Annotated in this window: 24 protein-coding genes; 15 read left to right on the top strand and 9 right to left on the bottom strand. The window is 34.1% G+C overall.

Going from position 1 to position 25,479, the window contains the following annotated elements; all coding sequences use genetic code 11:
* Together glyA and WC622_RS04610 are read left to right on the top strand one after the other, a co-directional pair.
* The coding region (gene glyA, locus WC622_RS04605) for a serine hydroxymethyltransferase (RefSeq protein ID WP_372817747.1) at nucleotides 1–1,124 on the top strand (1,124 nt) is incomplete at its 5' end.
* Between the two features lie 17 nt (nucleotides 1,125–1,141).
* A complete protein-coding gene (locus tag WC622_RS04610) occupies nucleotides 1,142–3,910 on the top strand; it encodes a PAS domain S-box protein (protein WP_372817749.1) in 2,769 nt (922 codons plus the stop codon).
* Between the two features lie 108 nt (nucleotides 3,911–4,018).
* Here WC622_RS04610 and WC622_RS04615 read toward each other — a convergent pair whose 3' ends face one another.
* From WC622_RS04615 to WC622_RS04645, 7 genes are all read right to left on the bottom strand, one after another.
* Nucleotides 4,019–5,404: a hypothetical protein gene (locus tag WC622_RS04615; protein WP_372817750.1), complete on the bottom strand. Its 1,386-nt coding sequence runs from the start codon at nucleotides 5,402–5,404 to the stop codon at nucleotides 4,019–4,021.
* 2 nt (nucleotides 5,405–5,406) lie between these two features.
* Nucleotides 5,407–6,105: a ComF family protein gene (locus tag WC622_RS04620; protein WP_372817752.1), complete on the bottom strand. Its 699-nt coding sequence runs from the start codon at nucleotides 6,103–6,105 to the stop codon at nucleotides 5,407–5,409.
* Between the two features lie 92 nt (nucleotides 6,106–6,197).
* Entirely contained in the window at nucleotides 6,198–7,253 is a 1,056-nt protein-coding gene (gene rlmN / locus WC622_RS04625; protein ID WP_372817754.1) for a 23S rRNA (adenine(2503)-C(2))-methyltransferase RlmN, read from the bottom strand.
* A 55-nt stretch (nucleotides 7,254–7,308) separates the two neighbouring features.
* A complete protein-coding gene (locus WC622_RS04630; protein WP_372817755.1) occupies nucleotides 7,309–7,728 on the bottom strand; it encodes a DUF3995 domain-containing protein in 420 nt (139 codons plus the stop codon).
* Nucleotides 7,725–8,705, bottom strand: coding sequence for a 23S rRNA pseudouridine(2604) synthase RluF (gene rluF / locus WC622_RS04635; RefSeq protein ID WP_372817757.1), 981 nt, complete (start codon nucleotides 8,703–8,705; stop codon nucleotides 7,725–7,727). The genes WC622_RS04630 and rluF overlap by 4 nt, the downstream gene beginning before the upstream one ends.
* Nucleotides 8,706–8,820: 115 nt before the next feature.
* Entirely contained in the window at nucleotides 8,821–9,318 is a 498-nt protein-coding gene (locus WC622_RS04640) for a DinB family protein (protein WP_372817758.1), read from the bottom strand.
* Between the two features lie 402 nt (nucleotides 9,319–9,720).
* Nucleotides 9,721–10,410: a helix-turn-helix transcriptional regulator gene (locus WC622_RS04645; protein WP_372817760.1), complete on the bottom strand. Its 690-nt coding sequence runs from the start codon at nucleotides 10,408–10,410 to the stop codon at nucleotides 9,721–9,723.
* Between the two features lie 57 nt (nucleotides 10,411–10,467).
* Between WC622_RS04645 and WC622_RS04650 the strand changes: the two genes are divergently transcribed.
* The 13 genes from WC622_RS04650 (at nucleotide 10,468) to WC622_RS04710 (ending at nucleotide 22,774) form a co-directional block, all read left to right on the top strand.
* Entirely contained in the window at nucleotides 10,468–11,625 is a 1,158-nt protein-coding gene (locus WC622_RS04650; RefSeq protein WP_372817762.1) for an amidohydrolase family protein, read from the top strand.
* 4 nt (nucleotides 11,626–11,629) lie between these two features.
* Complete coding sequence (locus WC622_RS04655; RefSeq protein WP_372817764.1) at nucleotides 11,630–12,583, top strand: NAD(P)H-dependent flavin oxidoreductase; 954 nt, start codon at nucleotides 11,630–11,632, stop codon at nucleotides 12,581–12,583.
* A 4-nt stretch (nucleotides 12,584–12,587) separates the two neighbouring features.
* Nucleotides 12,588–12,968 carry a hypothetical protein gene (locus tag WC622_RS04660; RefSeq protein ID WP_372817766.1) on the top strand — a complete coding sequence of 127 codons (381 nt, stop codon included), beginning with the start codon at nucleotides 12,588–12,590 and terminating at the stop codon, nucleotides 12,966–12,968.
* Between the two features lie 161 nt (nucleotides 12,969–13,129).
* Nucleotides 13,130–13,414: an acylphosphatase gene (locus WC622_RS04665; RefSeq protein ID WP_372817768.1), complete on the top strand. Its 285-nt coding sequence runs from the start codon at nucleotides 13,130–13,132 to the stop codon at nucleotides 13,412–13,414.
* 133 nt (nucleotides 13,415–13,547) lie between these two features.
* Nucleotides 13,548–15,035 (top strand): lipopolysaccharide biosynthesis protein, encoded by a 1,488-nt coding sequence (locus WC622_RS04670; RefSeq protein ID WP_372817770.1) that lies wholly within the window; start codon nucleotides 13,548–13,550, stop codon nucleotides 15,033–15,035.
* Nucleotides 15,035–15,466 carry a dUTP diphosphatase gene (dut, locus tag WC622_RS04675; RefSeq protein WP_372817772.1) on the top strand — a complete coding sequence of 144 codons (432 nt, stop codon included), beginning with the start codon at nucleotides 15,035–15,037 and terminating at the stop codon, nucleotides 15,464–15,466. Before WC622_RS04670 ends, dut begins: the two co-directional genes overlap by 1 nt.
* Before the next feature lie 21 nt (nucleotides 15,467–15,487).
* The gene (locus tag WC622_RS04680; RefSeq protein ID WP_372817774.1) at nucleotides 15,488–17,185 is read left to right on the top strand and encodes a tetratricopeptide repeat protein; all 1,698 of its coding nucleotides are present in this window, start codon (nucleotides 15,488–15,490) and stop codon (nucleotides 17,183–17,185) included.
* Nucleotides 17,163–17,954, top strand: coding sequence for a DUF4292 domain-containing protein (locus tag WC622_RS04685; RefSeq protein WP_372817776.1), 792 nt, complete (start codon nucleotides 17,163–17,165; stop codon nucleotides 17,952–17,954). Before WC622_RS04680 ends, WC622_RS04685 begins: the two co-directional genes overlap by 23 nt.
* Nucleotides 17,955–17,974: 20 nt before the next feature.
* Nucleotides 17,975–19,249, top strand: coding sequence for a murein hydrolase activator EnvC (locus WC622_RS04690; protein WP_372817778.1), 1,275 nt, complete (start codon nucleotides 17,975–17,977; stop codon nucleotides 19,247–19,249).
* Nucleotides 19,250–19,297: 48 nt separating this feature from the next.
* Nucleotides 19,298–19,651, top strand: a complete 354-nt coding sequence (locus WC622_RS04695; protein ID WP_372817780.1) for a twin-arginine translocase TatA/TatE family subunit — start codon at nucleotides 19,298–19,300, stop codon at nucleotides 19,649–19,651.
* A 44-nt stretch (nucleotides 19,652–19,695) separates the two neighbouring features.
* The gene (locus WC622_RS04700) at nucleotides 19,696–19,884 is read left to right on the top strand and encodes a twin-arginine translocase TatA/TatE family subunit (protein ID WP_372817782.1); all 189 of its coding nucleotides are present in this window, start codon (nucleotides 19,696–19,698) and stop codon (nucleotides 19,882–19,884) included.
* Nucleotides 19,885–19,916: 32 nt separating this feature from the next.
* Nucleotides 19,917–21,341, top strand: a complete 1,425-nt coding sequence (gatA, locus tag WC622_RS04705) for an Asp-tRNA(Asn)/Glu-tRNA(Gln) amidotransferase subunit GatA (RefSeq protein WP_372817784.1) — start codon at nucleotides 19,917–19,919, stop codon at nucleotides 21,339–21,341.
* A 38-nt stretch (nucleotides 21,342–21,379) separates the two neighbouring features.
* Nucleotides 21,380–22,774, top strand: coding sequence for a transglycosylase SLT domain-containing protein (locus WC622_RS04710; RefSeq protein ID WP_372817786.1), 1,395 nt, complete (start codon nucleotides 21,380–21,382; stop codon nucleotides 22,772–22,774).
* A gap of 60 nt (nucleotides 22,775–22,834) precedes the next feature.
* On the opposite strand, the gene WC622_RS04715 is transcribed toward WC622_RS04710, so the two are convergent.
* Together WC622_RS04715 and WC622_RS04720 are read right to left on the bottom strand one after the other, a co-directional pair.
* A complete protein-coding gene (locus WC622_RS04715) occupies nucleotides 22,835–23,671 on the bottom strand; it encodes an endonuclease/exonuclease/phosphatase family protein (protein WP_372817788.1) in 837 nt (278 codons plus the stop codon).
* Nucleotides 23,672–23,704: 33 nt separating this feature from the next.
* Nucleotides 23,705–25,474 (bottom strand): RagB/SusD family nutrient uptake outer membrane protein, encoded by a 1,770-nt coding sequence (locus WC622_RS04720; RefSeq protein ID WP_372817790.1) that lies wholly within the window; start codon nucleotides 25,472–25,474, stop codon nucleotides 23,705–23,707.
* Nucleotides 25,475–25,479: the final 5 nt, after the last annotated feature.

Here is a 25,479-nt window from a genome sequence, read left to right on the forward strand (position 1 = left end):
GCTTACCAGGCAAAAGATATTACGGTGGCTGTCAGGTTGTAGATGAGATAGAAAACCTAGCTATTGAAAGAGCAAAAAAATTATTCGGTGCTGCATGGGTAAATGTACAACCTCATTCTGGCGCACAAGCAAATGCTGCGGTTATGTTAGCCGTTATTCAACCAGGAGATAAAATTTTAGGCTTTGACCTTTCACATGGTGGACACTTAACTCATGGTTCTCCTGTAAATTTCTCTGGTAAGTTGTATCAACCACATTTTTATGGGGTTAAAAAAGAAGATGGTTTAATTGATTATGCAAAATTAGAGGAGGTAGCTTTAGCAGAAAAACCAAAATTGATTATTTGTGGCGCATCGGCTTATTCTAGGGAATGGGATTATGCATTCATTCGTAAAGTAGCAGATAAAATCGGTGCTTTAGTATTAGCTGATATTTCTCACCCAGCCGGTTTTATTGCAAAAGGTTTGTTAGCAAATCCACTTCCACATTGTCATATTGTAACGACTACAACACACAAAACGTTACGTGGCCCACGTGGTGGTATGATTATGATGGGCAAAGATTTTGAAAATCCATGGGGATTAAAAACACCAAAAGGCGAGATAAAAATGATGTCAGCTTTGTTAGATATGGCTGTTTTTCCAGGTACTCAAGGCGGTCCATTAGAACATATTATTGCTGCTAAAGCAATTGCTTTTGGTGAAGCATTATCTGATGAGTATTTAACCTATATTAAACAAGTTGGCGCAAATGCACAAGCGATGGCAAAGGCATTTGTAACAAAGGGATATGGCATTATATCTGGAGGTACAGATAATCATTTGATGTTAATTGATCTTCGTAATAAAAATATAACGGGTAAATTAGCCGAAAAAGCATTAGAAAATGCTGATATCACAGTGAATAAAAACATGGTTCCTTTTGATGATAAGTCTCCATTTGTAACTTCTGGTATGCGTGTAGGTACTGCAGCAATAACAAGCAGAGGATTTAAAGAAACAGAAATGGAACAAATTGTTGATTTAATTGATCAAGTTTTAACGCAACCAGAAGACGAAAGTAATCTGCAACAAGTGAGAGAAAAAGTATTAGCTTTAGTTAATCGCTTTCCTCTGTATAAATAAAATTTCTTGTTAAGATAATGTTTACTAATCCTATTTCTCCCGAAGATGAGGAACAACGCTTAAAAGCTTTGTATTCTTATGATATTTTGGGAGATGGATTAGCGAATGAATTGGATAATTTGGTAAAATTGGCAGCCCAAATTGCTAATGTACCCATGGCGTATGTCGCATTTGTAGATAGAGATGATATTATTCTTCGCTCTGCAACTGGTATTAGTCCTGAATATAAAAAAATACCTAGAGACATTGCCATTTGCCAACATACAATGATGTATGATCACATTTTTGTAGTGCCTGATATGCATCTGGAGCCAGAGTTTGTCAACAATCCTAAATATGCTCATGTTGATAATATCCGTTTTTACGCTAGCGCTCCTTTAAAAGATGCGGAGGGTTTTGCATTGGGTTGTTTGTGTCTATTAGATTATGAGGCTAGAAACTTAAACGAAAATCAGTTTGAAGCATTACAAACATTAGCGGTTCAAGTTGTAGCACAACTAGCATTAAAAAGGAAAAATCTACAATTGGAAGCTCAAACCAAACGTTTTGATGAGTTCGTAGATATATTCACTGCCTCACCAGAAATCCATTGCATCTTGGATAGAAATGGAGCCATACTTTTTATAAATGATGCCGTTACTTCAATGCTAGGTTATACAGTAGAGGAGGTGATTGGACATAGTATGTGGAGTTATTGCTATCGTGAGGATATCGATAAAACTGCTTACGCTATTGAAAAAGGTCTAAAAAATAAAAATAAACATTTTAACATCGATTTTAGATTAGTGAGTAAAACTGGTCAGGTGAAATGGATTGGCTGGGGAATGGTGTCCAAAGATAATCGATGGTATTCTTATGGAAGAGACATTACTGAACGCAAAAAGGTTGAAAGCGAATTAACCAAACTTTCGTTTGTAGCTAGTAAAGTAAACAATGGTGTTGTTATAAATGATGCCAATAATAATGTGACTTGGGTTAACGATGCCTTTGAAAAAATAACAGGTTTTAGCCTTGAAGATTTAAAAGGTAAGCCATTGGGCGATTTGATAAGCGGACCTGAGACTGATTGGTCGCTGATAGAAAATGCTAGAGCACTCACTCAAAAAAAGCAATCTTTTACGGTAGATATTCTAGCCTATCGGAAGGATAAACAACCTATTTGGTTATCAATATACAACACAGTTGTTTTAGATGATGAGGGTAAAGTAGAAACAGAGGTCGAGATTATTATCGATATTACCGAAAAGAAAAAAGCCGAAGAAGAATTACAAATCTTATCTCTAGTTGCTAGTAAAACCAATACTGGAGTAACTATTTCTAATGAAAACGGAGAAATTACCTGGGTTAACGAAGCATTAGAACAACTTATAGGATATTCGCTGCAAGAACTTTCGGGTAAAATGCTTGGAGACGTTCTATCAACAGCCGATACGGATAAGGAACTCATTTCTCAAGCCAGGAAAAAAGCAGCCAATAAACAAGCCTATACTATTGAGGTTTTAGCGCTTAAAAAGGATGGTACGCCTATTTGGTTGTCTGTGGCAAATACGCCAATTATAAATGCAATGGGTCAATTGGAACGACAAGTTGAGCTCATTTATGATATTACTCAGCGTAAACAAGTAGAAAAGGAAATGGTGGAGGCTCGTGAACAAGCTTTGCAGTTGAGCGAGGCTAAGGAAATGTTTCTTTCTGTGATGAGCCATGAAATTAGAACGCCTTTAAATGCGGTAATTGGAATGACCCATTTATTGTTAGATAATCATCCAAAACCGTCGCAAATTGATGACTTGAATATTCTTAAATTTTCTGGAGAGAATTTGCTGAATATTATTAATGATATCCTTGATTTTACGAAGATTGAAACAGGAAATCTCCAATTGGAATCTATCCCTTTCGATTTACATACCTTATGTGTAGATATTACCAACTCTTTGCAGGTAAGTGCAGGTAAAAAAGGTAATCTGCTCACATTAACCTACGATGATAGAGTGCCTGAATCATTATTAGGCGATAAAACTAGATTATACCAAGTTATCATTAACCTGTTGGGTAATGCGATTAAGTTTACGGATAAGGGTAGGATAGATTTTAAAGTAAAACTAAAATATAACGATACAGATTCGTGTTTAATTTGTTTCGAAATTAAGGATACAGGTATTGGTATTGCTAAGGATAAACAATCATATATTTTTGAAACTTTTACACAGGCAGGTGCTGATATTTCTAGAAAATATGGAGGCACAGGCTTAGGTCTTGCCATTACGAAAAGATTATTAAAACTGCATAATTCTGAAATTAAAGTAGAAAGTACAGAAGGTAAGGGAACCTTATTTTCATTTGTTATTGATTTCAAGAAAATATCAGACACTGCGGTAACTGCCGCAGCTGTGACTAAACCAAGCGCATTTACGGGTAAAAAAATACTAGTAGTTGATGATAATGAAGTAAATATCTTAATTGCAAAAAGATTCTTAAGTAAATGGGGGTTGATTATAGATTTTGCAACTAACGGAGAAGAAGCGATCAATAAAATTGTAAATAATGTATACGACTTGGTATTTATGGATATCAGAATGCCTGGCATAGATGGTTTTGACACCACTCGTATTATTCGCGAAATATCTGGTGACTATTATAAAAAACTACCGATTATTGCTTTAACAGCTTCAACCTTGCATAACGAAAATATGAAGTTTAAGGAATCTGGTATGAATGGACATATCTTAAAGCCATTTAATCCTGAAGAAATTAAAGAGGTTTTAGCAATTTACTTGAAAAAGTAAAGGGCCGGTATTTCATGAAGAAATATCGACCCTTACCATCTAAATTAACGCTCTCGAAATAATAAACGCCAGCGAATGCCAATTGTTTTAAAAAAAGTTTATAATTTTTTAATTATTTTCATAACACCCTAATTCAGAGGGAAATATTCTTGTTTTATTATTTAAGTCTTTGTGTAAATAAGTATTGAAATAAGCGTCTGAACTCAAATTAAACCCCTTATTATTCGCCTGGCTAACTTTGTTTAATTTAAAATTGCCCATTTCAGGGTTAATAAATGAAGGATCCATATTTAAAATATTACCATTAGTAGCATAAGTAGTAGTCGACACTTTTAATAGATTATTTTTTATAGTAGCTAAAAGTGTTGTCTTTGGATCTTTTTTATCAATTGAAAATTCATCTGCTAAATTACCCCAAATAATATTATTACAAAGTTCTACTGTAAGGCTAGCGGATTGGGTATTGCTGATATAATCTGATAAATAAACTGCTGCTGTTTTTCTAGGAAAATTTATATTGTAACCGGCAAAAGTATTCTGTTTTAAATTATATGTGCCGCCGCCAACACCATACAGCAAATATTGGCCACAGTTAAAAAATAGATTATTAAAAGCCGTCAACTCTGTTTGATAACCCAAAAAGCCAACCACTTCCATATTTTTGATAATACTATTGGTTAATAATAATTTTGGCTTGCTATTTTCTGATAATGAGTCTACGGTAATGCCAGCAATCCCATTTTTTATGATCGCATAATTAATTTGTGAGTTTTTACTTTCTGGATAAAAATGAAGGCCATTCCATTGGCCAGTCTCATTCATATATAATTTTTCTAATCGATCACCTGCAAATAAAATGCTGTCAGCCTTAGTGCCAATAGCAGTAAGCGTTCCTTTTATACTCATAGTTGAATTGCCATGAAAAAGGATTTTTGTGCCTGGTGCTATTGTTAAATTAGCATCCTTGGCTACAGTTACTGATTTATAAATCAAATATGGAAGCTTACTATTCCAAGTCGTATTAGTTTGGATAGTACTGCTATTTATAAAATTGGCATTTTGTCCATAAGCCACCAAAGGGATGCTTTGCTTTTTACCATTAAAATAAAATAGAATTGAATCCTGTACAATAAAAGGTAAATTTTGATTGGTAGGATTAATGTTAACTTTTATAAAAACATTAATCGAATCGTTACCATTTACTTTTAAATCGCTAGTTTCTGGAGTTGCTAATCCATTAATATTTAAGCTAAATGCTGATGCAACACCACCACTTAATTTTATGTTGTTAATGTTGATTGCTTTTGCATTAGGGTTATAAACTTTTAAGCGTCTGGTGCTAGAACCAATAGAAGTAAAAACGGTATCGAATAAAACACTATCGATTGAAAAATTAACTTTTGCATCTAAATCAAAAGTAACATCCTCATCCTTATTGCAAGCAGCAAAGAAGAAACTAAGAACAATACCTAGAAATAGTAATTTTAAACGCATAATTATTTTGCAAAAGCAATTGCTGCTATACTTAATTTTTTAATTCCGATAGTTAATAAAGCATTACCACAAGCTTCCAAAGTTGCACCTGTTGTAATTACGTCATCAACTAACAAAACGTGTAGATTTTCTATTTGTTTTGCCTGATGAACGTTAAAAACCGACTGCATATTCTCGTAACGCACATATCTCGATTTTTTAGTTTGGCTATCTGTAGATTTATCGCGTAATAAATGAGTTGTGCTCATTGGAATATCTAAAACTTCGGCTATACCTTTAGCAATAAATTCACTTTGATTGTAACCTCTTAATTTTTCTTTTTTCGGGTGAAGTGGAACGGGAATAATTAAATCTATATCGTGGTATAGGGGACTTAATTTTAATCTTTCCCCTAAAAGATTTCCTAATCTTACACCAACTTCAGTTTGCCCTTTGTATTTTAAACTGTGCATCAAATTTTGAACTTTTGTGCCCTTTCTAAAATAAAGCATTGCCATAGCAGCGTTGCAAGGTAATCGTCCCCATAATTGTTTAGCAACTGGATTATCGGTGTACAAATGATAGTCTGTATAAGGTAAATCATACAAGCATTTTGTGCAAATTTCTTTTTCTCCGTAATATAAATGCGTACCACAGGCATTACATAACTCAGGAAAAAGCAATCCGATTATATCTGTGGCTAAACGTTTTACAGCTATCATAATTCCAATTTAGTAATTTTTTAAGGAAATAGAGAATAGAAAACGGAAGTAGAAGTTTGTTTTGCTGTAAGTCGGGAAATGTGATTTAAAATCTAGGCTTTAGCTTCTTCTTTAACAGCTAATTGTCCGCAAGCTGCATCAATGTCTTTACCACGGCTGCGCCTGATATTTGTATTTACTCCATGATTACGCAAATAGGTAGCAAAAGCATCAATTTTATCGCCTTCGGCATTAATAAAATCTGCAAATTGAATTGGGTTATATTCTATTAGATTTACCTTGCAAGGCACATGTTTGCAAAACTTAACCAAATCCATTGCATCTTCAATTTCATCATTAAAACCATTAAATACAATGTACTCGTATGTAACCGGATTTTTAGTTTTTTGGAAATAATATTTAAGCGCTTCAGCTAATGCTTTCAAAGAATTATGCTCAGTTATTGGCATAATTTCATGACGTTTTACATCATTGGCAGCATGTAAAGAAAGTGCCAAATTGAATTTTGCACCATCATCACCCAATTTTTTAATCATCTTAGCGATACCAGCAGTAGAAACGGTAATGCGCTTATAACTCATGTTTAAACCATCGGGAGCTGTAATACGCTCTATCGATTTTAACACATTGGCGTAGTTGAGTAAAGGCTCGCCCATACCCATGTACACAATATTTGTGAGTGGAATATTGTAATTTTTTTTCGCCTGCTGATCTATCAAAACAACTTGATCGTAAATTTCGTCCGCATTAAGATTTCGTTTACGATCCATGTAACCCGTAGCGCAAAATTTACAGGTTAAACTACAACCAACTTGCGAACTTACACAAGCCGTCATACGTTCTTCTGTAGGAATTAAAACGCCTTCAACAATGTTGCCATCGTATAAACGGAATGCGTTTTTAATAGTATGATCATTACTAAATTGAGCACTATTTATTTCAACAACGTTGATAGCATAATTATCATCTAGCTTTTTGCGAAGATCTTTGGATAGATTGCTCATTTCTTCAAAACTTCTGGCAGATTTCTCCCAAAGCCATTGATAGACTTGTTTTGCTCGGTAAACTGGCTCCTTCATTTCTGCGAAAAGTTGTTGCAAACTTGGCAAATCTAACGAACGAATATCTATTTTTTTAGTGCTAACCATAAGGTGCAAAGGTAATTAAAAAGGTTGAGGGTAAAAAAATAAGCGGTAATGACACTTATAAGATTACAATTAGACAACTACTTAAGGAAAGGTATAAACAAAGTGGAATATAAATTTTACTATCGTTGATGGCGAAAGGAGTACCTTTTATTTTTTTAAATAAACCAATATATCTGAAATCGCCAATAGCACGAATAAAGAAAATAAGTGCTATACATACTGTTGCATAATCTATATACTCGCCAATAAGAATAGAAAATATATCTAATTGGAAATAAGTAATAAAAGCAAAAATTAATAAGCCAAATGCAATAAACAATGTGCCAAAAATATCAGGGTTAAAGAGTGGTTTTTTGTTTGTTAATTCTGGAACACTGCATGCTAAAGCCCATTTACCACCAAATGCCCAATAAAAATGTAATGCTGAGAGCAAAACAAAAATCAGGACATTGAGATAAATTACTAGCGTTATCATTTCCTTTTCGGACTACGAGTTTTTGCGCCTGGTGCACCTTGTTTGCCATTTGATGGACGAGTTGGTCTTTTGCTTGGCCCAGATTTAAACCAATCAGAACTAGGCGAACCTCCAACTCTTGATGAAGAACTTGAAGATTTAGAATCGCCTTTTGGTTTTGAACCACGAGTTTTATCTTTTGCAAAGCGTTGTGCAGGTCTTTCTTCTTTTTCTGGTGCTGATTTTTTATTAACCCGTTTGGGTACAACAGGTTTTTCGGAACTAGATTTAGCAACTAATTTGAATATTTCAGTTTGTTCTTCTTCAGTTAATTCTCTCCAATCGCCTACGGCTAATCCTTTGAGTGTAATATTCATAATGCGTGTTCTTTCTAACTTTGTTACTTCAAAGCCAAAATGCTCACACATTCTACGTATTTGACGATTTAAACCTTGTATCAATGTAATTTTAAAAACAAAGGGGCTTTCTTTTGTTACTTTACATTTTTTAGTCATAACACCTAAAACAGGAACGCCTTTACTCATTCCTTCAATAAATTGATCGGTTATAGGTTTGTTTACGGTTACTATATATTCTTTCTCGTGATTATTGCCGGCACGTAAAATCTTATTTACTAAATCACCATTGTTAGTTAAGAAAATTAACCCAGATGAATCTTTGTCTAATCTACCAATGGGGAAAACACGCTCGCTATGATTTACATGATCTACAATATTTCCTTTTACATTGGCTTCAGTTGTACTGGTAATGCCAACAGGTTTATTATATGCTAAAAGAATAGAATTTTCTGCTTGCTTAGGCTCAATGTTATTACCGTTTACACTTACTAAATCGCCAAAAAACACCTTGTCGCCAACTTTTGCTTTACGGCCATTAATAAAAACTTGACCTTGCTCAATATATCTATCAGCAGCTCTTCTTGAGCATAAACCGCTTTCGCTAATGTATTTATTTAATCGTGTTGTAGAATCAGACATTGAGTAGAATTAGTAATTTAGCTACAAAGTTAACATTTTAACACATCTATAGAGTACAACCAAGTAGAAACATAGGCCCATCGTTATAAATCTGATGTGCCTATGTGAAAAAGGTTTAAAAACTTTGATCGTCGGCGGTTGGCCCATAACTTGCAGGAACTGGAATATCTAATAAACGGAAGTAAACACCCAATTGTGCCCTGTGGTGAGTTGTTTGACTAAAAGCAATGCGAATAATTCCATATTTATCCATATCACTCAGAATTTGTTCACCATTACGTAAAACCCATCTTTTAGTTAGTTCTTCTTCTTTTGCTTTTGCCAATTCTTCTTTTGCGCCTTCATAACTTTTTTCAAATAGTGCTAGCAACTCTTCATTATTGTTCACTACAATAGGTTCGTAAGGGGCAGAGGCAAAATCTAACTCATCAGTTGTTAAACCTAAGCTTATCCAACTGGGCAACTCTGCAATGTGAGTTGACAATGGCATCATTTTCATGCTTTTTTCATGTGGAGCCCATTCTGTTTTGTCAAATGGAACCGATGCTAAAAATTTACGAGTAGTTTGCGCTTCGCTTTCTAATTCTTTTAATAATAATTCAATAATGTTCATAATTTCTCTGTTTTATAACACAAAGAAAAGTGAGCCGACTGACAACCCTATGGCAGCGTAAAAAAAAGAAATAAAAAAAATTAGAATTGCGAACCTGAAATCTTGCTATAAAGAGACTGTGTCAAAAAATAATTTTCTTAATTTATTAGCGAATGATATTTTGAAAGGTTATCATTTTCCACCCAGGTGGAGGTGACATAAACCCTATAATATCTTATAAGTAGTTACATTTATGTCTTGACCTATACAACTACGCTTACAATCCACATCGAGTCCGCTATTTTGCAATAATACGCGGACTAGATGCGGACTTACTCTAACGAAAACTAAGCTTATAGTACTTAATAAACGGAGTGTTCAATTAATCAAACTACCTGCATTTCTATAAAATCGAACTCCAAATTAATAGTTAACAGGAAGTAATTTCATGTAGTCATTTAATGACATATGAGTTGTTTTTTTGAAAGGAATTTCAGTACACTTTATAGTGATGATATTAGTTAGCTTAAAATCGCGATACTCATTTCTTAAATGGCACCAGGCAATTAAATGCCAACTAAATGCATAAAAAATTAAACCAATTGGTTCTACCTCTCGCTTGCTAACTTCCTCTTTATTATTTCTATACTCTATTTCGATGATGCATTTGGCAGAAATCGCATTTTGTAGAACTGATAGATAGTCAAAATCATTGGTTAATCGTTCGGGCAATTGTAATTTAATGTTTTCATTTAAAAGTTCTAATTTTTCTTTTTGCGCAGTACGAAGTACAGTTTTAACTTTATTTAGTGCAGTTGTATAATGTTGAGTGATAGATTTATCTGCAAAACCACCTAAAAAACGTTCCATTAATAATAATGCATTTGCTTCGTCAGAATTAAAAGAAATAGGGGGTAAAAAATAACCTTGTACAATAAAATAACCTTTGGGTTGCTCAAAACTCAACGGAATTCCTTGTTCGCCAAGCGCTTTCATATCTCGGTAAACCGTACGCACACTAATGTCAAATTGATTAGCAATTTTTTCGGCAGTCACATATTTTCTTGACTGCAAGAGTATTAAGATTCCAAAAAGTCTGTCAATGCGGTTCATCAAATATGGGATAATTTACTAATTGCCAAATTAGCTAATTATAGCGTAATTTGCTACATGTATATCTCGGCAAATGTAGTTTATCGTGTCAATAATACGCCACTTAAAAATGGAGTACTTGGAATTAATGAAGATGGTTGTATTGGTGCTGTTTTAACACAAGAAGAGGCTCAAGGAATTGAAAATATTCAGCATTATGACGGTGTTTTAGTCCCTGGGTTTATCAATACACATTGCCATTTAGAGTTATCGCATTTGCGCCAAAAAATTGCTGAGAAAACTGGATTAACTGGGTTCATCAAACAAATATTAAGTTTCCGACAACAACCCGAAGAAGAAATTATTTCAGCAATGCAAAACGCTGATGCAGAAATGTATGAAAACGGAATTGTAGCTGTTGGCGATATTTCAAACCTGTTAATTTCTAAATCTGTTAAATTAAATAGTAAAATCTATTATCACACATTTGTAGAAGTATTTGGATTTAATCGACCGTCTGAACCTATTATTGAGCAAGCTTTAAACTTAAAAAAAGAATTTGCCCCATTAAAAGCATCCATTGTTCCACATGCGCCATATTCTGTTTCTAGCTCGCTTTTTAATGAGATAGAAAAAGTAACGAATGAGGATGATGCTTTAAGTATTCACAATCAGGAAACGATAGGGGAAAACGAACTTTTTGAAACTGGAACAGGAAAATTTGCTGACTTTTTTGCTGAACTTGGAATTGCACAAAATGATGCGCATAATTCCAGCAAAAATTCTTTAAACTATCATTTACCGCTACTATCAAAAGAAGTAAATACTTTATTGGTTCATAATACATTTAGTAGTAAAGCAGATATAGATTTCGCAAAAAAAGAACATCAAAAACTGTATTGGTGTTTATGCCCAAATGCTAATTTATATATTGAAAATACATTGCCAGATGTAGATGTATTAAAGACCGAACGCTTAAAAATTACTTTAGGGACTGATAGTTTGGCAAGCAATCATCAGTTAAATATTTTGTCAGAAATGCAAACTTTGCAAGAACATAAAAGTATTTCTTTTGAAGAATTGTTAAAATGGGCGACCCTAAACGGGGCAGAATTTTTAGGAATTGAATCGCAATATGGAAGTTTTGAAAAAGGTAAAAAACCTGGCGTTGTTTTAATAAGCAATGCCGAAAACGGAATTATTAATAAAGAAACAACTATAAAACGTTTATTTTAGCAAAATGGCTAATCGCATTACTACACTTTTCAATATTAAATATCCCATTATTCAAGCAGGAATGGTTTGGTGTAGCGGTTGGAAATTGGCGTCGGCGGTTTCTAATGCTGGTGGTTTAGGGATAATTGGTGCAGGTTCTATGTATCCAGAAGTGTTGCGAACGCATATTCAAAAATGCAAGCTTGCAACGTCAAATCCTTTCGCTGTAAATGTGCCATTGCTCTATCCAAATATTCAGGAAATTATGGATATTTTGGTTGAGGAAGATGTGAAAATTGTATTTACTTCAGCTGGTAATCCAGCAACTTGGACTTCCTTTTTAAAAGAAAAAAACATGACAGTTGTTCATGTAATTGCCAATACTAAATTCGCGTTAAAAGCCCAAGAATGTGGTGTGGATGCTATCGTAGCTGAAGGTTTTGAAGCTGGTGGACACAACGGAAGAGAAGAAACTACAACGTTGTGTTTAATTCCAATGATTAAAGCTGCGGTTAAAATTCCAGTAATTGCAGCAGGTGGTATTGGTAGTGGAAAAGCAATGTTAGCAGCATTTGCATTAGGTGCAGATGCCGTTCAAATCGGGTCAGCTTTTGCAGTTGCTGAAGAATCATCAGCACATCCAAATTTTAAAGAGAAAATCATTTCTTCTAATGAAGGCGATACCAAACTGCGAATGAAGAAATTAGTGCCAGTACGCTTACTAAAAAATGAATTTGCAGATGCTGTTGCACAAGCCGAAGCGCAAGGTGCAGCTACCGAAAAACTGATGGAACTTTTAGGTAGGGCACGAGCAAAATTGGGTATGTTTGAAGGTGACATTGAGCAAGGTGAATTAGAAATTGGACAAGTATCAGCTATGCTGGATGAAATAAGGCCAGCGGCAGTTATTTTACACGAAATTTGGAATGAGTTTTTGAAAGAAAAGCAACTACTAAACGATCTTAAATTTGAGGATTAACCTGATGATAAACACAAAAATATTAATGACTTTTAGTGCCCTTACCATGATGATCATTGGTATATTATGCTCATTTCTGCCAAGTGAAATTTTACAATTTATGGGAGTTAATGAAACAAGTGTTCTTGTTTTAATCATTCAAATTCTTGGTGCTATTTATTTTGGGTTTGGTTTTCTTAATTGGACAGCAAAAGCGAATTTAATAGGAGGGATTTATAGTAGGCCAGTCGCTATAGGGAATTTAATTCACTATGTGATAAGCAGTTTAACACTTATCAAATTTTTTATGGCTCACACAGATATGAAATTACTATTAATACCAGTAGTTATCTACAGTATTTTATCCATTTTATTCGGGAAAGTTGTTTTTGGAAGTCCAATTTAACCTAAAATATTTTAATACTTACTAATGATTTTAAAAAGAATATTAGCGCTAATAACAATCATTTTAATTGTAATTGCTATCGTTTTGATAAAGAAAAAAGCTAAAAATCAAGTACAGCAAAGCAAAGTAAAAACAGAGATTAAAAGTAGTAAATAGTTAAAATGAAGCACATCAATATAAAAGTAATAGGAAAAGTTCAAGGTGTTTTTTTTAGAGCAAGCACTAAGGCTGTGGCAGATCAGATGGGAGTAAAGGGCCTGGTTAAAAATGAAAAAGATGGATCAGTGTATATCGAAGCAGAAGCTGATAGAACTACATTAGAAATGTTTGTAGATTGGTGTAAAGAAGGCCCAGATAAAGCTAAAGTAGAAAATGTGGAAGTTGTAGATGGAGAACTTAAAAATTATCGCAACTTTGAAGTTGTAAAAAAGAACCTGCTTTGGTAAAGTAGATTTACAATTTGAGAGTTACGAATTACGATTGAATATCAATTAAGGAAAATTATGTATTGAATTTTAGATTGTATTTTTGAGCATACTCCAGAAATCTAAAATCTAAAATCTAAAATCTAAAATTAACTTGTCTGTATATAAAAAATTTGCTGGTCAAACAATGATTTATGGTATAAGTACCATATTCTCAAGGCTATTCAACTTTATTTTAACTCCAATTTATACCAGAGTTTACGCAGAAGGCATATATGGTATTTTCACTAAAATGTTTAGTTACGCTTCCATTATCAATGCAATTTTGGCATTTGGTATGGAGACTACTTTTTTTCGTTACCTAAATAAGCATGAAGAAAAAAAGCAAGAAGTTTACAACAACAGTTTTTTAGTTATTGCCTTTATTTCTGTTCTATTTCTAATTACAGGATTAGTTTTTACAGACTATTTAACAAGGTTTACTTCCAGTAGTGATGGTCTTGCAAATTACGATGAACAACGAAAATATGTTCAATACCTAATTTGGATATTATTTACAGATGCAATTTGTGTAATCCCGTTTGCAAAATTAAGAGCTGATGGAAAACCACTTAAATATAGTGTTGTCAAATTTTTAAACATAGGTGTTTTTGTAGGTCTAAACTTGATATTTATTTATGTTATTCCGGCAATTATTAAGCAAAATTTACTGGGTGCAGAATGGTTGGCTACGTGGTTTAAAACTAGTTGGATAGGCTATGTTTTTGTTGCTAATTTGGTTGCAAGTATATCCACCTTCATTTTATTAATTCCAGAATTTAAACAAATCCAATTTAAGTTTGATAAAGAACTTTTCTATAAAATGCTCGCTTACAGCTGGCCAATTTTAGTAGCTAACTTGTCGTTTATTATTAATGAAAACCTTGATAAAATATTGCTAAGTAAATACCTTCCAGCTACTATTGCAGATCATGAAACAGGTATTTATGGTGCAGTTTGTAAGCTAGCAATTTTCATCAGCATATTTAATACCGCGTTTAGACTAGGAGCAGAACCTTTCTTTTTCAGCCATTCCAAAAATGAGAATGCAAAAACTACGTACGCCAATATTCTCAATTATTTTGTGTTGGCTTTGGCTATTTTGTTTGTGGGTTTAATTGCAAACATTGATCTAATTAAACATTTCATTGCGGCAAAATATTGGGTTGGTTTACCAGCAGTCCCATTCCTACTTTTTGGTTACGTTTGTTTGGGCATTTATATGAATTTGGCGGTTTGGTATCGTTTGTCGGATCAAACTCGATATGGTTTATATATTTCGTTAGTTGGCGCAATTTTTACTATCGTGATGAATATTATACTTATTCCAAAATACAGCTATATGGCATCAGCTTGGGTAAGTATGATGGCTTATTTCATCATCATGATTATCTCTTACATTTTAGGGCAAAAATTTTATCCAATTCCATATAACCTAAAAAGCATGATAGCTTATTTAAGCACTTCTTTGGTTTTGGTATATTTATCATTTTATGTGTTTGAACAGAATATTTATATCGGAAATGGTCTTTTAGCGCTGTTTTTGGTAGGGATATATTTTATGGAAAAAGATAACGTTAAAAGAATACTGACAACAAAATAATGAAAATCAAAATTATCAATCACTCCACTCACCCACTTCCAGCGTATGAAACTGCTCATGCTGCAGGTATGGATTTAAGAGCATTTACCCCAGAACAAATTACAATTAAACCTTTACAACGTCTTTTAATTCCAACAGGTTTACATATAGAATTGCCAATTGGATACGAGGCACAAATTAGACCACGTAGCGGATTAGCTTTTAAACATGGAATTGGAATTGTAAATTCTCCAGGAACTATTGATGCAGATTATCGTGGAGAAATTAAAGTGTTATTGGTAAATTTATCTGATACAGATTTTGTGATTAATGATGGCGATAGAATTGCACAAATGGTAATTGCCAAACACGAAAGCATTAGTTGGGAAAGTGTGGAAGAATTAAGTGATACTGCTCGTGGCACAGGTGGTTACGGACACACGGGTAAATAGTTCTATTGATAAAATTAAATAATGAAGTTTAAGTTGACATTTGTTTTCTTGCTTTTTGTAAATAGTGTACTATTTGCACAAGAATCTCCACCTCAAGAAAGTAGAGAAGGAAATGCTATAAAAGAACTTTTTTTTGCAGGGCTGAAAGAAAAAATGGCGGAGAATTATACGAATGCTAGCCTGAATTTCTCTAAAATTTTAACAATCGATCCAAAGAATGATGCAGTGTATTTCGAATTAGCTTCACTCAATTATCGCCAAAATAAATTGCTAGATGCTGAAACTGCAATTAAACAAGCAATTAGTTTAAATCCTAGAAATAGCTGGTATTTAAAACTCCAGGCAGAAATATATAAGCGCAATGGCAATATGGAAGCATTAGTGAGTGTATTTAATCAGCTCATTCAATTATCACCCGAGATTGACACCTATTATTTTGATAGAGCAAATGCACTTTTCATTGCTGGAAAAACAGAAGATTCGAAAAAAGCTTACGATGAAATAGAACAAAAATTTGGCAGTTCTAAAGAATTAACCTTTGCAAAACAACGCTTTACCATCCAAGGAAATGAAACACCGAGTAATGACGCGATAAACAAGTTATTAACAGAAAATCCAACAGATGTAAAAAGCTATCTCTATTTGAGCGGTATTTTATTAGAAAAAGATAAAAAAGAAGAAGCTTTAGCGATCTTACAAAAAGCTAAGGGTTTAGAACCTGATAATTATGAAGTTGATTTGGCAATGGCCGATATTTATAATTCTCAAAAGAAAAACGAATTAGCCATAGTTCCATTAAAATCTGCTTTTGCCCATCAGGCGATGCCAGTTGCAAATAAGCTTAAAATTGTAAGTTTAATGCTGCCGCGATTTAACAATCAAACCGTAGTGAAAGATGCTACAGAATTAATTCAAATAGCAGTAAAAACTCATCCTAACAATCAAAAATTATTGGTTTTGTATGGAGATGTGCTCTATCAACAAAATAATTTAAGTGGAGCAAAAGAGCAATATTCAGCAGCACTAAAAATTTCTGATCAAATTTACGCAGCTTGGGAAAAATTACTAGGTATACAAACATTATTAGGTCAATATGCAGAGGCAATAAAAACCGGAGAAGAAGCGGTTTCAATTTATCCTAATCAAGCAATATTGTATTATTATAGTGCATTTGCCTTGCATAGAAACGGACAAAATGCAGAAGCTGGACTGGAAATCAGATCTGCTTTGCAACTAGATCCGGATGATACGAATCTAAAGGCGATGATTTTTGCCTTGCAAGCAGAAGTGTTAATCGACCAAGAAAAATTGAAAGAAGCAGATGTAGCATTTGATAAAGCAATTGAGTTGGCTCCAGATAATTATTTGACATTGAGCAATTATGCCTATTATTTGGCGTTAAGAAATCAGAATTTGAGCAAAGCAGAAATGTTAGCTGAAAAATCCGTAAAGGCTTTACCTAAAAATGCATCAATATTGGATACGTATGCATTAGTGCTTTTTAAATTAGGCAAATATGATTTAGCCTTAAGTTGGATGGAAAAAGCTTTGCAAAACAATGAGGCTTCAAATCCTGTTTATTTAGAGCATTATGGCGATATTCTTTTCCTCAAAGGAGAAAAAGATAAAGCGGTAATGCAATGGCAAAAAGCCAAACAAGCAGGAAATGTATCCGAAAAATTAAACAAGAAGATTAATGAAAAGAAATATATTAAATAGCCTTTTATTAGCTGTATTAGTAATATTGGGTGTTGGGTGTAGGCCAAAAAAACTAATCGTTACTACTCCGCCAGTTGGACAAACTGAGGAGCTTAAAGTTGACAAGAAATCAGAGAATTTAGCGTTATTAAAAAGTAAAGATATTGCTTTTACTACATTGGCTTTAAGAGGAAAAGCGGAATTAGATATTAATGGCGATGAGAATAATGTAACCATGATTATCAGAATAGAAAAGGATAAAAAGATTTGGGTAAGCGTTACTGCAATTGCGGGAATAGAAGTTGCAAGAGCTGTGATTACACCAGATAGTTTACTGATATTGGATCGCCTGCATAAGAAATTCACCAAAAAACCATTCAACTATATTTATAACTATACGAATAAACAAATCAATTTCGATTTACTACAAGCTGTATTTTCTGGTAACACAATTAAAGATTTTATGGTAGAGAAATCAGCGTTAGTACAAGAAAATGGGGTTTGGGTTTTAAGTGGCACAACAGACGATTTGGCCTATCGTAGTTTGTTTAACACTTTGCTAAAAACTGAGGAAACCACCTTAAATGATGCAAAAGCTGCTCAAGCTTTTAAAGTGATTTACGGAAATTATACTCCAGTGAATAATGCATTATTCCCTTCTAGCCTGAAAATCAATTCTATGTCTGGAGATAAAAAAATAAATGTAAACATCGATTTTATTAAAATAGAAAGTAATACTCCAGTTGACTTTCCTTTTACGGTTCCTAAAAGTTTTGAGGTAATCAACTAATTTTTTATATTTTTGGTCTAATGAAGTTAAAAAAACTACTCCTTTCCCTATTATTATTAGTGCTTTGCTCAAGCGGGTTTGCACAATCTAGTAAAGAACTTACGCGTAAAAAGGAAGCGCTACAAAGAGAAATAGAATTAGCGCAGAAAAACCTGAATCGGACTACAAATGGTAAAAAATTAACGCTAACTCAAATTAATGCGATAAAAGCACAGGTTAGATTGATGCAAGAGAAAATCTCGACCATCAATTCTGAAATGAAAAATTTAGATAACCAGATTACAGAAAATACTGGTAAAGTACATAACCTGCAAACTCGTTTATCGGATTTGAAAAAGGAATATGCAGCAATGATTAGATTTGCTCAACGCAATAAAAATTCTTACGATAAAATGATGTTTATTTTCGCGGCTAAAGATTTTAATCAAGCCTATAAACGCATCAAATACTTACAACAATTTGGGCAATATCGTAAAAAGCAGGCATCTTATATTCAGGGAACGGAAAAGGATTTAAACAATAAAATTGTTGTATTAGATAAAGATTTAAAGAATAAAAATAACTTGCTAAAAGAACGAGTAAATGAAAAAGGTAAATTAGATAAAAAGAAAAATGAGCAAGCTGTTGTACTAAATCAGTTAAGCAAGCAAGAAAAACAATACAAACAAGATATTTCGAGAAAGAAACAACAACAACAAGCTATAGATAGAGCAATTAGAGCCGCTATTCAGCGAGAAATTGCGATTGCCCGTAAAAAAGCCGAAGATGAAGAAAGAGAAAGAGAACGTATTGCAGCTGCGAAGGCAAAATCAGAAAACAAACCAGCGCCTGTTACTTCATCACCAAAAACTCAAACCAATAGTGAGATTTTAAGAGCAACATCCGATGGAAATAAACTTTCTGTAGCATTTGAAAATAATAGAGGAAATCTCCCTGCTCCAGTTGCTTCTGGTTATATAAGTAGTCATTTTGGCAGATCGAAGGTTGATCAAGCTACAATCGATAATGAAGGTGTTACTTATCAAACTTCTGATGGCGCAGGAGTAAGAGCTGTTTTTAATGGTAAAGTTACAAGTGTTTCTACCGTTCAAGGAAGGTATATTGTGCTTGTTAAACATGGAGAATATTTCACAGTATACTACAACCTGAAGTCTGTCAGTGTAAGCAAAGGCGACAATGTAAGCACCAGACAAAATATAGGTATAGTAGGTACAAATGATGGCGTTGGAGAGTTAGGCTTCCAGATTCGTAGGATTAGTATTCCACAAAATCCTGAAAGTTGGATCGCTCGATAAACTTTTAGGAAATTTATTTGTCTATATTTGTATAAAAATCAATTAGAGATGTATTCAGGCGTATTATTAGAGTTCTTAAACATGGGTGGCGGAGAGGTTGCACTTATTATGGTGGCAATACTTTTGTTATTTGGAGGTAAAAAATTGCCTGAATTAGCAAGAGGTTTAGGAAAAGGGATTAGAGAATTTAAAGATGCATCGGAAGGTGTTAAGCGTGAAATCCATCGCAACATTAATTCCGTAGATATAGATAACGAATTAAAAGCTGAGGAAGAAAATCATGCACAACGTCATCATCCAACAGAAGAGGATAGTTTAATGCATGCAACTTCAACAGAGGATAATAAAGTAATTCCTGAAGAGGATGCTGCTGATCAAAAAAATAAAGAAACTTATTCTTAAAAAGAGTTTCAATTAACCAGATTAAAAAAATTAAAATAAATCCAATGGCACAACCTACAATTTTATTAGCCGGTTTAGGTACAGGTGAGATCGTATTAATAGTTTTAGCACTTTTATTATTATTTGGTGGTAAAAAAATCCCTGAATTAATGCGTGGTTTAGGTAAAGGCGTAAAAGAATTTAAAGACGGTAAAGAAGGCGTTGACGGAACTAACGAAAACAAGCCTCTTTAGTTTCAGTAATTTTTGTCTTTTAAATTTAAGTTTTGAAGAAATATACCTCTTTAACAGAGATACAGGGAAAATTTACGCAAAAAGAACTCACTTTACTAGAGCTTTTATCGTACTACTTTAAGCAAATAGAAAAAAATCAACACCTCAATGCATTTAATGAGGTGTTTTTTGATTCTGCAACAAAGCAGGCAAATTTAGTACAGCAAAAGATAGAAAAAGGTACTGCTGGGAAATTGGCTGGTATGGTGATTGGTATTAAAGATAATATCTGCTATCTAGACCATAAAGTTTCTGCATCTTCAAAAATGTTAGATGGGTTTGTATCTCCTTATTCATCAACTGTTGTAAATCGTTTGTTGCAAGAAGATGCCATTATTATTGGCAGACTAAACTGCGATGAATTTGCCATGGGAGGTTCAAATGAAACTTCTTATTTCGGTGCAGTAAAAAATGCTATCGATGAAGAAAGAGTTGCTGGAGGTTCATCTGGAGGTTCGGCCGCTGCCGTCCAAGCGGATATGTGTTTGGCAGCTTTAGGTACAGATACAGGTGGATCCGTTCGTCAGCCTGCTGCATTTTGCGGTTGTATTGGTTTTAAACCTACTTATGGCCGTATTTCTCGTTATGGGATTATTGCTTATGCCTCTTCATTTGATCAAGTAGGTACACTGACTTCTTCCGTTAGCGATGCAGCTTTATTGTTAGAGGTTTTAGCTGGAGTAGATGATTCAGATAGTACAGTTTCATCAGTAATAGTTCCCGCTTACTCGCAACATCTCTCACAAACGGGGAAAAAGAAAATAGCAGTTTTAAAAGAAACAATTGAAAATGATGCGCTAGATTCGGAAATAAAATCTGCCATTTTAAACGCTATTGAAACATTAAAATCTCAAGGTCATAGCGTTGAATATGTTTCTTTTGATTTATTAGATTACTTAGTGCCTGCATATTATGTATTAACTACCGCCGAAGCTTCATCCAACCTTTCACGTTACGATGGTGTGCATTATGGCTACAGAGATACACAAGCAGAAAGCCTTAATCAGTTATATAAAACTTCAAGAGCGGAGGGTTTTGGAGAAGAAGTAAAAAGAAGAATTCTACTAGGTACTTTTGTTTTAAGTGCAGGGTATTATGATGCGTACTATCAAAAAGCGCAAAAAGTACGTAGACTGATTAGAGAAAAAGTTGAAGCTTTATTAAACGATTTCGATTTTCTATTAAGCCCTGTAACACCAACACCAGCTTTTAAAATGGGCGAAAATATACAAGATCCATTGGTGATGTACATGGCTGATATCTATACAGTTTTAGCTTCTTTGGCTGGTATTCCAGCAGTTGCGTTACCTTTGGGCAATAATAAAAGCGGTTTGCCGTTAAGTGTTCAATTAATGACCAAACACTTTAATGAGCAAGAACTGCTCTCTTTATCACATCGTTTTTTAAACGAAGTTTAGCTTAAAATCTTAAATTAGATTTTGCAACTGATAAGCCTATGAGAAAAATAGTACTAATTCTGTTGAGTTTTTTGGCTTTTTTAAATGCCACAGCGCAAACTCCTAAAAGAACAATACAAGGTGATAGCCTCTTAAAGGACATTGTTGCTTCATTACCATCAGATACGATTGCAGTTCCCGTTATCAACAAGCCTTTACTTTTTAATCAGAATTTAGTTTTTAAGTTACGCTTAGATTCTATTCAAAAAATTGTGCCGCTTAGTTACAATGAGTATGTACAGAATTTCATAGATATCTATAGCAGACGTAAAGACATGATGGGTAAAATGTTAGGTCTATCAAACTATTATTTCCCAATATTCGAAAGAGCACTTAAAGCATATAATATTCCTGCCGAAATTAAATATTTGCCAATTATAGAATCATCTATGAACCCACATGCTATATCAAGAGTTGGCGCAACGGGAATGTGGCAGTTTATGTTCAGTACTGCAAAAGCATATGGTTTAAATATGGATAATTTTGTAGACGAACGCAAAGATCCTATTCAAGCAAGTTATGCAGCAGCAGCTTATTTTAGAGATGCATACGAAGAACTTGGCGATTGGCTTTTAGCGATTGCAGCTTATAATTGTGGCAAAGGCAACGTAACTCGTGCTATTGATAAAGCAGGTTCAAGGGATTTTTGGGTAATACGTCCATATTTACCTAAAGAAACGCGAGATTATGTTCCAGCTTTTATTGCAGCTGTTTACGTGATGAATTATGCAAGCACTCACGATATCGCTAAACAAACTCCTGCCATCAATTTTAAAACGGATACCATTCAGGTTAATCACTTTGTGGCTTTAACAGATTTAGCAAAGGCAATAAATTACGAAGAATCAACTTTGTTTGGTTTAAATCCATCCTACAAGAAGAAAATTGTAAATGGAACTGCAGCTTTACCTAAACGAATAATTTTACCTAAAGTAGAACAAGCTGATTATGCAAAAGTTTATGAAGTTTTAAATGCTGATATTGAAACAGAAAGAGATATTATTCTAGCATCAACAGACGATGTAAGAGATTTGCGTAAGAAAGCGAAGAGCACACCAACAGCTCAAATCACATATTATAAAGTTAAGCCAAGTCAAAGTTTAGGTAGTATTGCAGATCTTTATCAGGTAGAGGTTCAAGATTTAAAAGTTTGGAATAAATTGAAAAGTAATACCATTATTCCAGGTCAAAAGCTAAAAATCTACGGTGCTGCATCTATACCAAAACCGCTAACAAAATCATCTTATATTACCTATAAAGTAAAACTAGGGGATACTTTATCTGGCATAGCTGAAAAATTTGATGGAGCAACTGTAGCCAACATCAAAAAAATAAATGGCTTAAAAAAAAGGGCGGCATTGCAACCGGGTATGTTGTTAAAAATTAAGAGCTAAATAAAATAAAAAAAGGGCTGAAACACTACTATTTAAGCCCTCTTTTTTGATGTTAAAATCTTAAAAACTTACTGTTGCCATTACAGGAAAATGGTCTGATGGGTATTTTCCAAAGTAGCTATCTGTTAAAATGCCCCATCTGCTAGCTATAAATTGTTTCGACATAAAAATGTGATCAATTACTGTAGTGCCACGAGGGATTCTAAATCCATTCATTGATGAATTGTTTTCATAAGGATATTTTACGGCAGTATAAACATCTTTAAGAATTACCGAATTTGCAATAGTTTGATACCATTCGCTTTGGCGGCTACCATTTAAATCGCCAGTTAATAACGTAGGTTCGTTGCCAGCTATTTCTTTTATTTTTTGCACCATTAACTTGCCACTTTCTTTACGGGCAACTATGCCTTGGTGATCAAAATGTACGTTAAATAAATAGAATTTCTTCTTGGTTTTGATGTCTTCTAAATACACCCACGAGCAAATGCGATTGCAACACGTAGCATCCCAACCTTTTCCCGGAACATTTGGTGTTTCTGATAACCAAAAATCGCCGCCTTTTATTAAGTTAAACCTATCTTTTTTGTAATAAATAGTTGAATGTTCACCTGCATCTTTGCCGTCATCACGGCCACGTCCATATCTTGCATATTGTGGTAAAGCTGTGCTGATATCATCTAGCTGATTTTTTAAACCTTCTTGAATACCAAACACATCAAAATCATGGAAACGGATAAGATTGGAAACTATTGGCGCACGGTTAATCCACAAATTTCCGGTATCGCTAGGATTATCAAATCTTAAATTAAATGTAGCAACATTAAATGATTGTGCTTTAAGGCCAATGGAAGTTGCAACTAGCAGCGCAATTATGAATAAGGATTTTAATTTCATCTTTATGTTTTTTATTGAGATAAATAATTCAAATTACCAGCCTTGGTTTTGACCAAGTGCAGGGTTTTTTAATAAATCGGCCTGAGGAATTGGATAATAATATTGTTTATCATCCCATTTTCTAGAAATTTCACTCATCCAAATTAACTCGCCAGATGTACCATTTTTTAAGCGTTGCGAATTTGTTTTGCCACCTACTTGATTAGAAACATCAACATACGTAACACCGCTTACAGCAGGGCTTGGTTTAGTTCCTTGATAGAATGCCACATCCAACACGCCATCCTCATTCAAATCCATTGGTGTGTTTAAGCTTGGTACATAAAATCCGTTCCATTCTTTCGACATTAATTCACCTCTTTTCCATCTTAAAATATCGCTAAAGCGTAAACCTTCTAAGCTCAATTCAATTCCTCTTTCTCTCCTTACCTCTAATATAGTCGGATCTGTAATATTTGGGAAATAATTAGCAATAAGATAAGGATCTGCTACCGTAGGCTTAGTACTTAATCCACCAGTTATGCCTGCTCTTGAGCGAAGTTTGCCAATTGTAGCTGCCCATTCTGCATCTGTAAGTGTACCTAATTCTGCCTTTGCCTCAGCAAAATTTAATAAAACTTCGGCATACCTAAATATAGAAATAGAGTTGATGTTTAATGCGCCAGCATCATAGTACATGTCGTCTAAAGTCCATTTTATGGGTTGATAACCTGTAAAAGTATAAGAGAAAACCGGTGGTGCAGCAACCTGTACGCCGGCATTTATTCGTTTATAATCTCCAGAGCGGATAGTTTGCTTCAGCCTTAAATCTCTGTTTTTTACTTCATCTTTAAACAACATAGTTGGATAATTTGGATTATCTGTAAACGGTGTTCCATCTATATTTAAATACGTATTGATAAAGGTTCTGGTAAAACTCGCTTTAGCACCATAGGTGCCGCTGGTCCACCACCAATTGGCTTCATTTAATACGTTTAACGTTAAATCGCATATAGAAGACAATATCACTTCTGTTGCAACAGGAGCGGCACTTGTAAATACCTGGCGGTAAGAATTTCCGGCACCACCAGCAGTATTAATGTTGTACGTATTTTTATCCATTAACTCTTTTGCGGCAGTTGCAGCGTTGGTAAGCCAGGCTGTTGCTGTACCTTGAAGATTTAGTTCTGGGTGATATTTTCTAAAAGTTCCTTCAAAAAGACAAATTCTAGATTTAAGCGCTAAGGCTACATCTTTGGTAATTGTACTGCGAGAAGCATCGTTGTTAGCTTTGATATTTGTAGCTGCATATGTAATATCGGCAAGTACCGAATCCATTACCAAAGTTCTCGGATCGCGGCCATTATATAAAGCAGGGTCAGAAATATCTAAAGGTTTGTTAATCCATGGCACATCGCCAAATCTTTTAACTTTTTCGAAATAAAAATAAGCTCTGAAAAATCTGGCAAGCCCTAAATAATTTTTTCTTGCTTCTGCAGATACTTTTGTATCTGTACAGTTTACGATAAAATAGTTTAGGTTTCTTAAATCACCCCAGCTCCAGCCAGAACTTAAATTGGGCGCATAAACACCTTCCTGAATAAAAGAAGGTACGGATTTAACAGCCAAATAATCAGACATGGCATCTAAACTGGTAGAATTTCCTGGCAAGATGGTGTAAAAAGAATTTGCATATAATTGTAAGCCACTTTCGCTGCCGAATACGGCACTTTTTGAAGCGGTTGAATGAGGCTCTTGATCGAGCTTTTTACAAGCAGAGATAACTATGATGATCAGTAAAAACCACAAATTGTTTAATTTCATAACAG

Source organism: Pedobacter sp. (assembly GCF_041662865.1).
GTDB lineage: Bacteria > Bacteroidota > Bacteroidia > Sphingobacteriales > Sphingobacteriaceae > Pedobacter.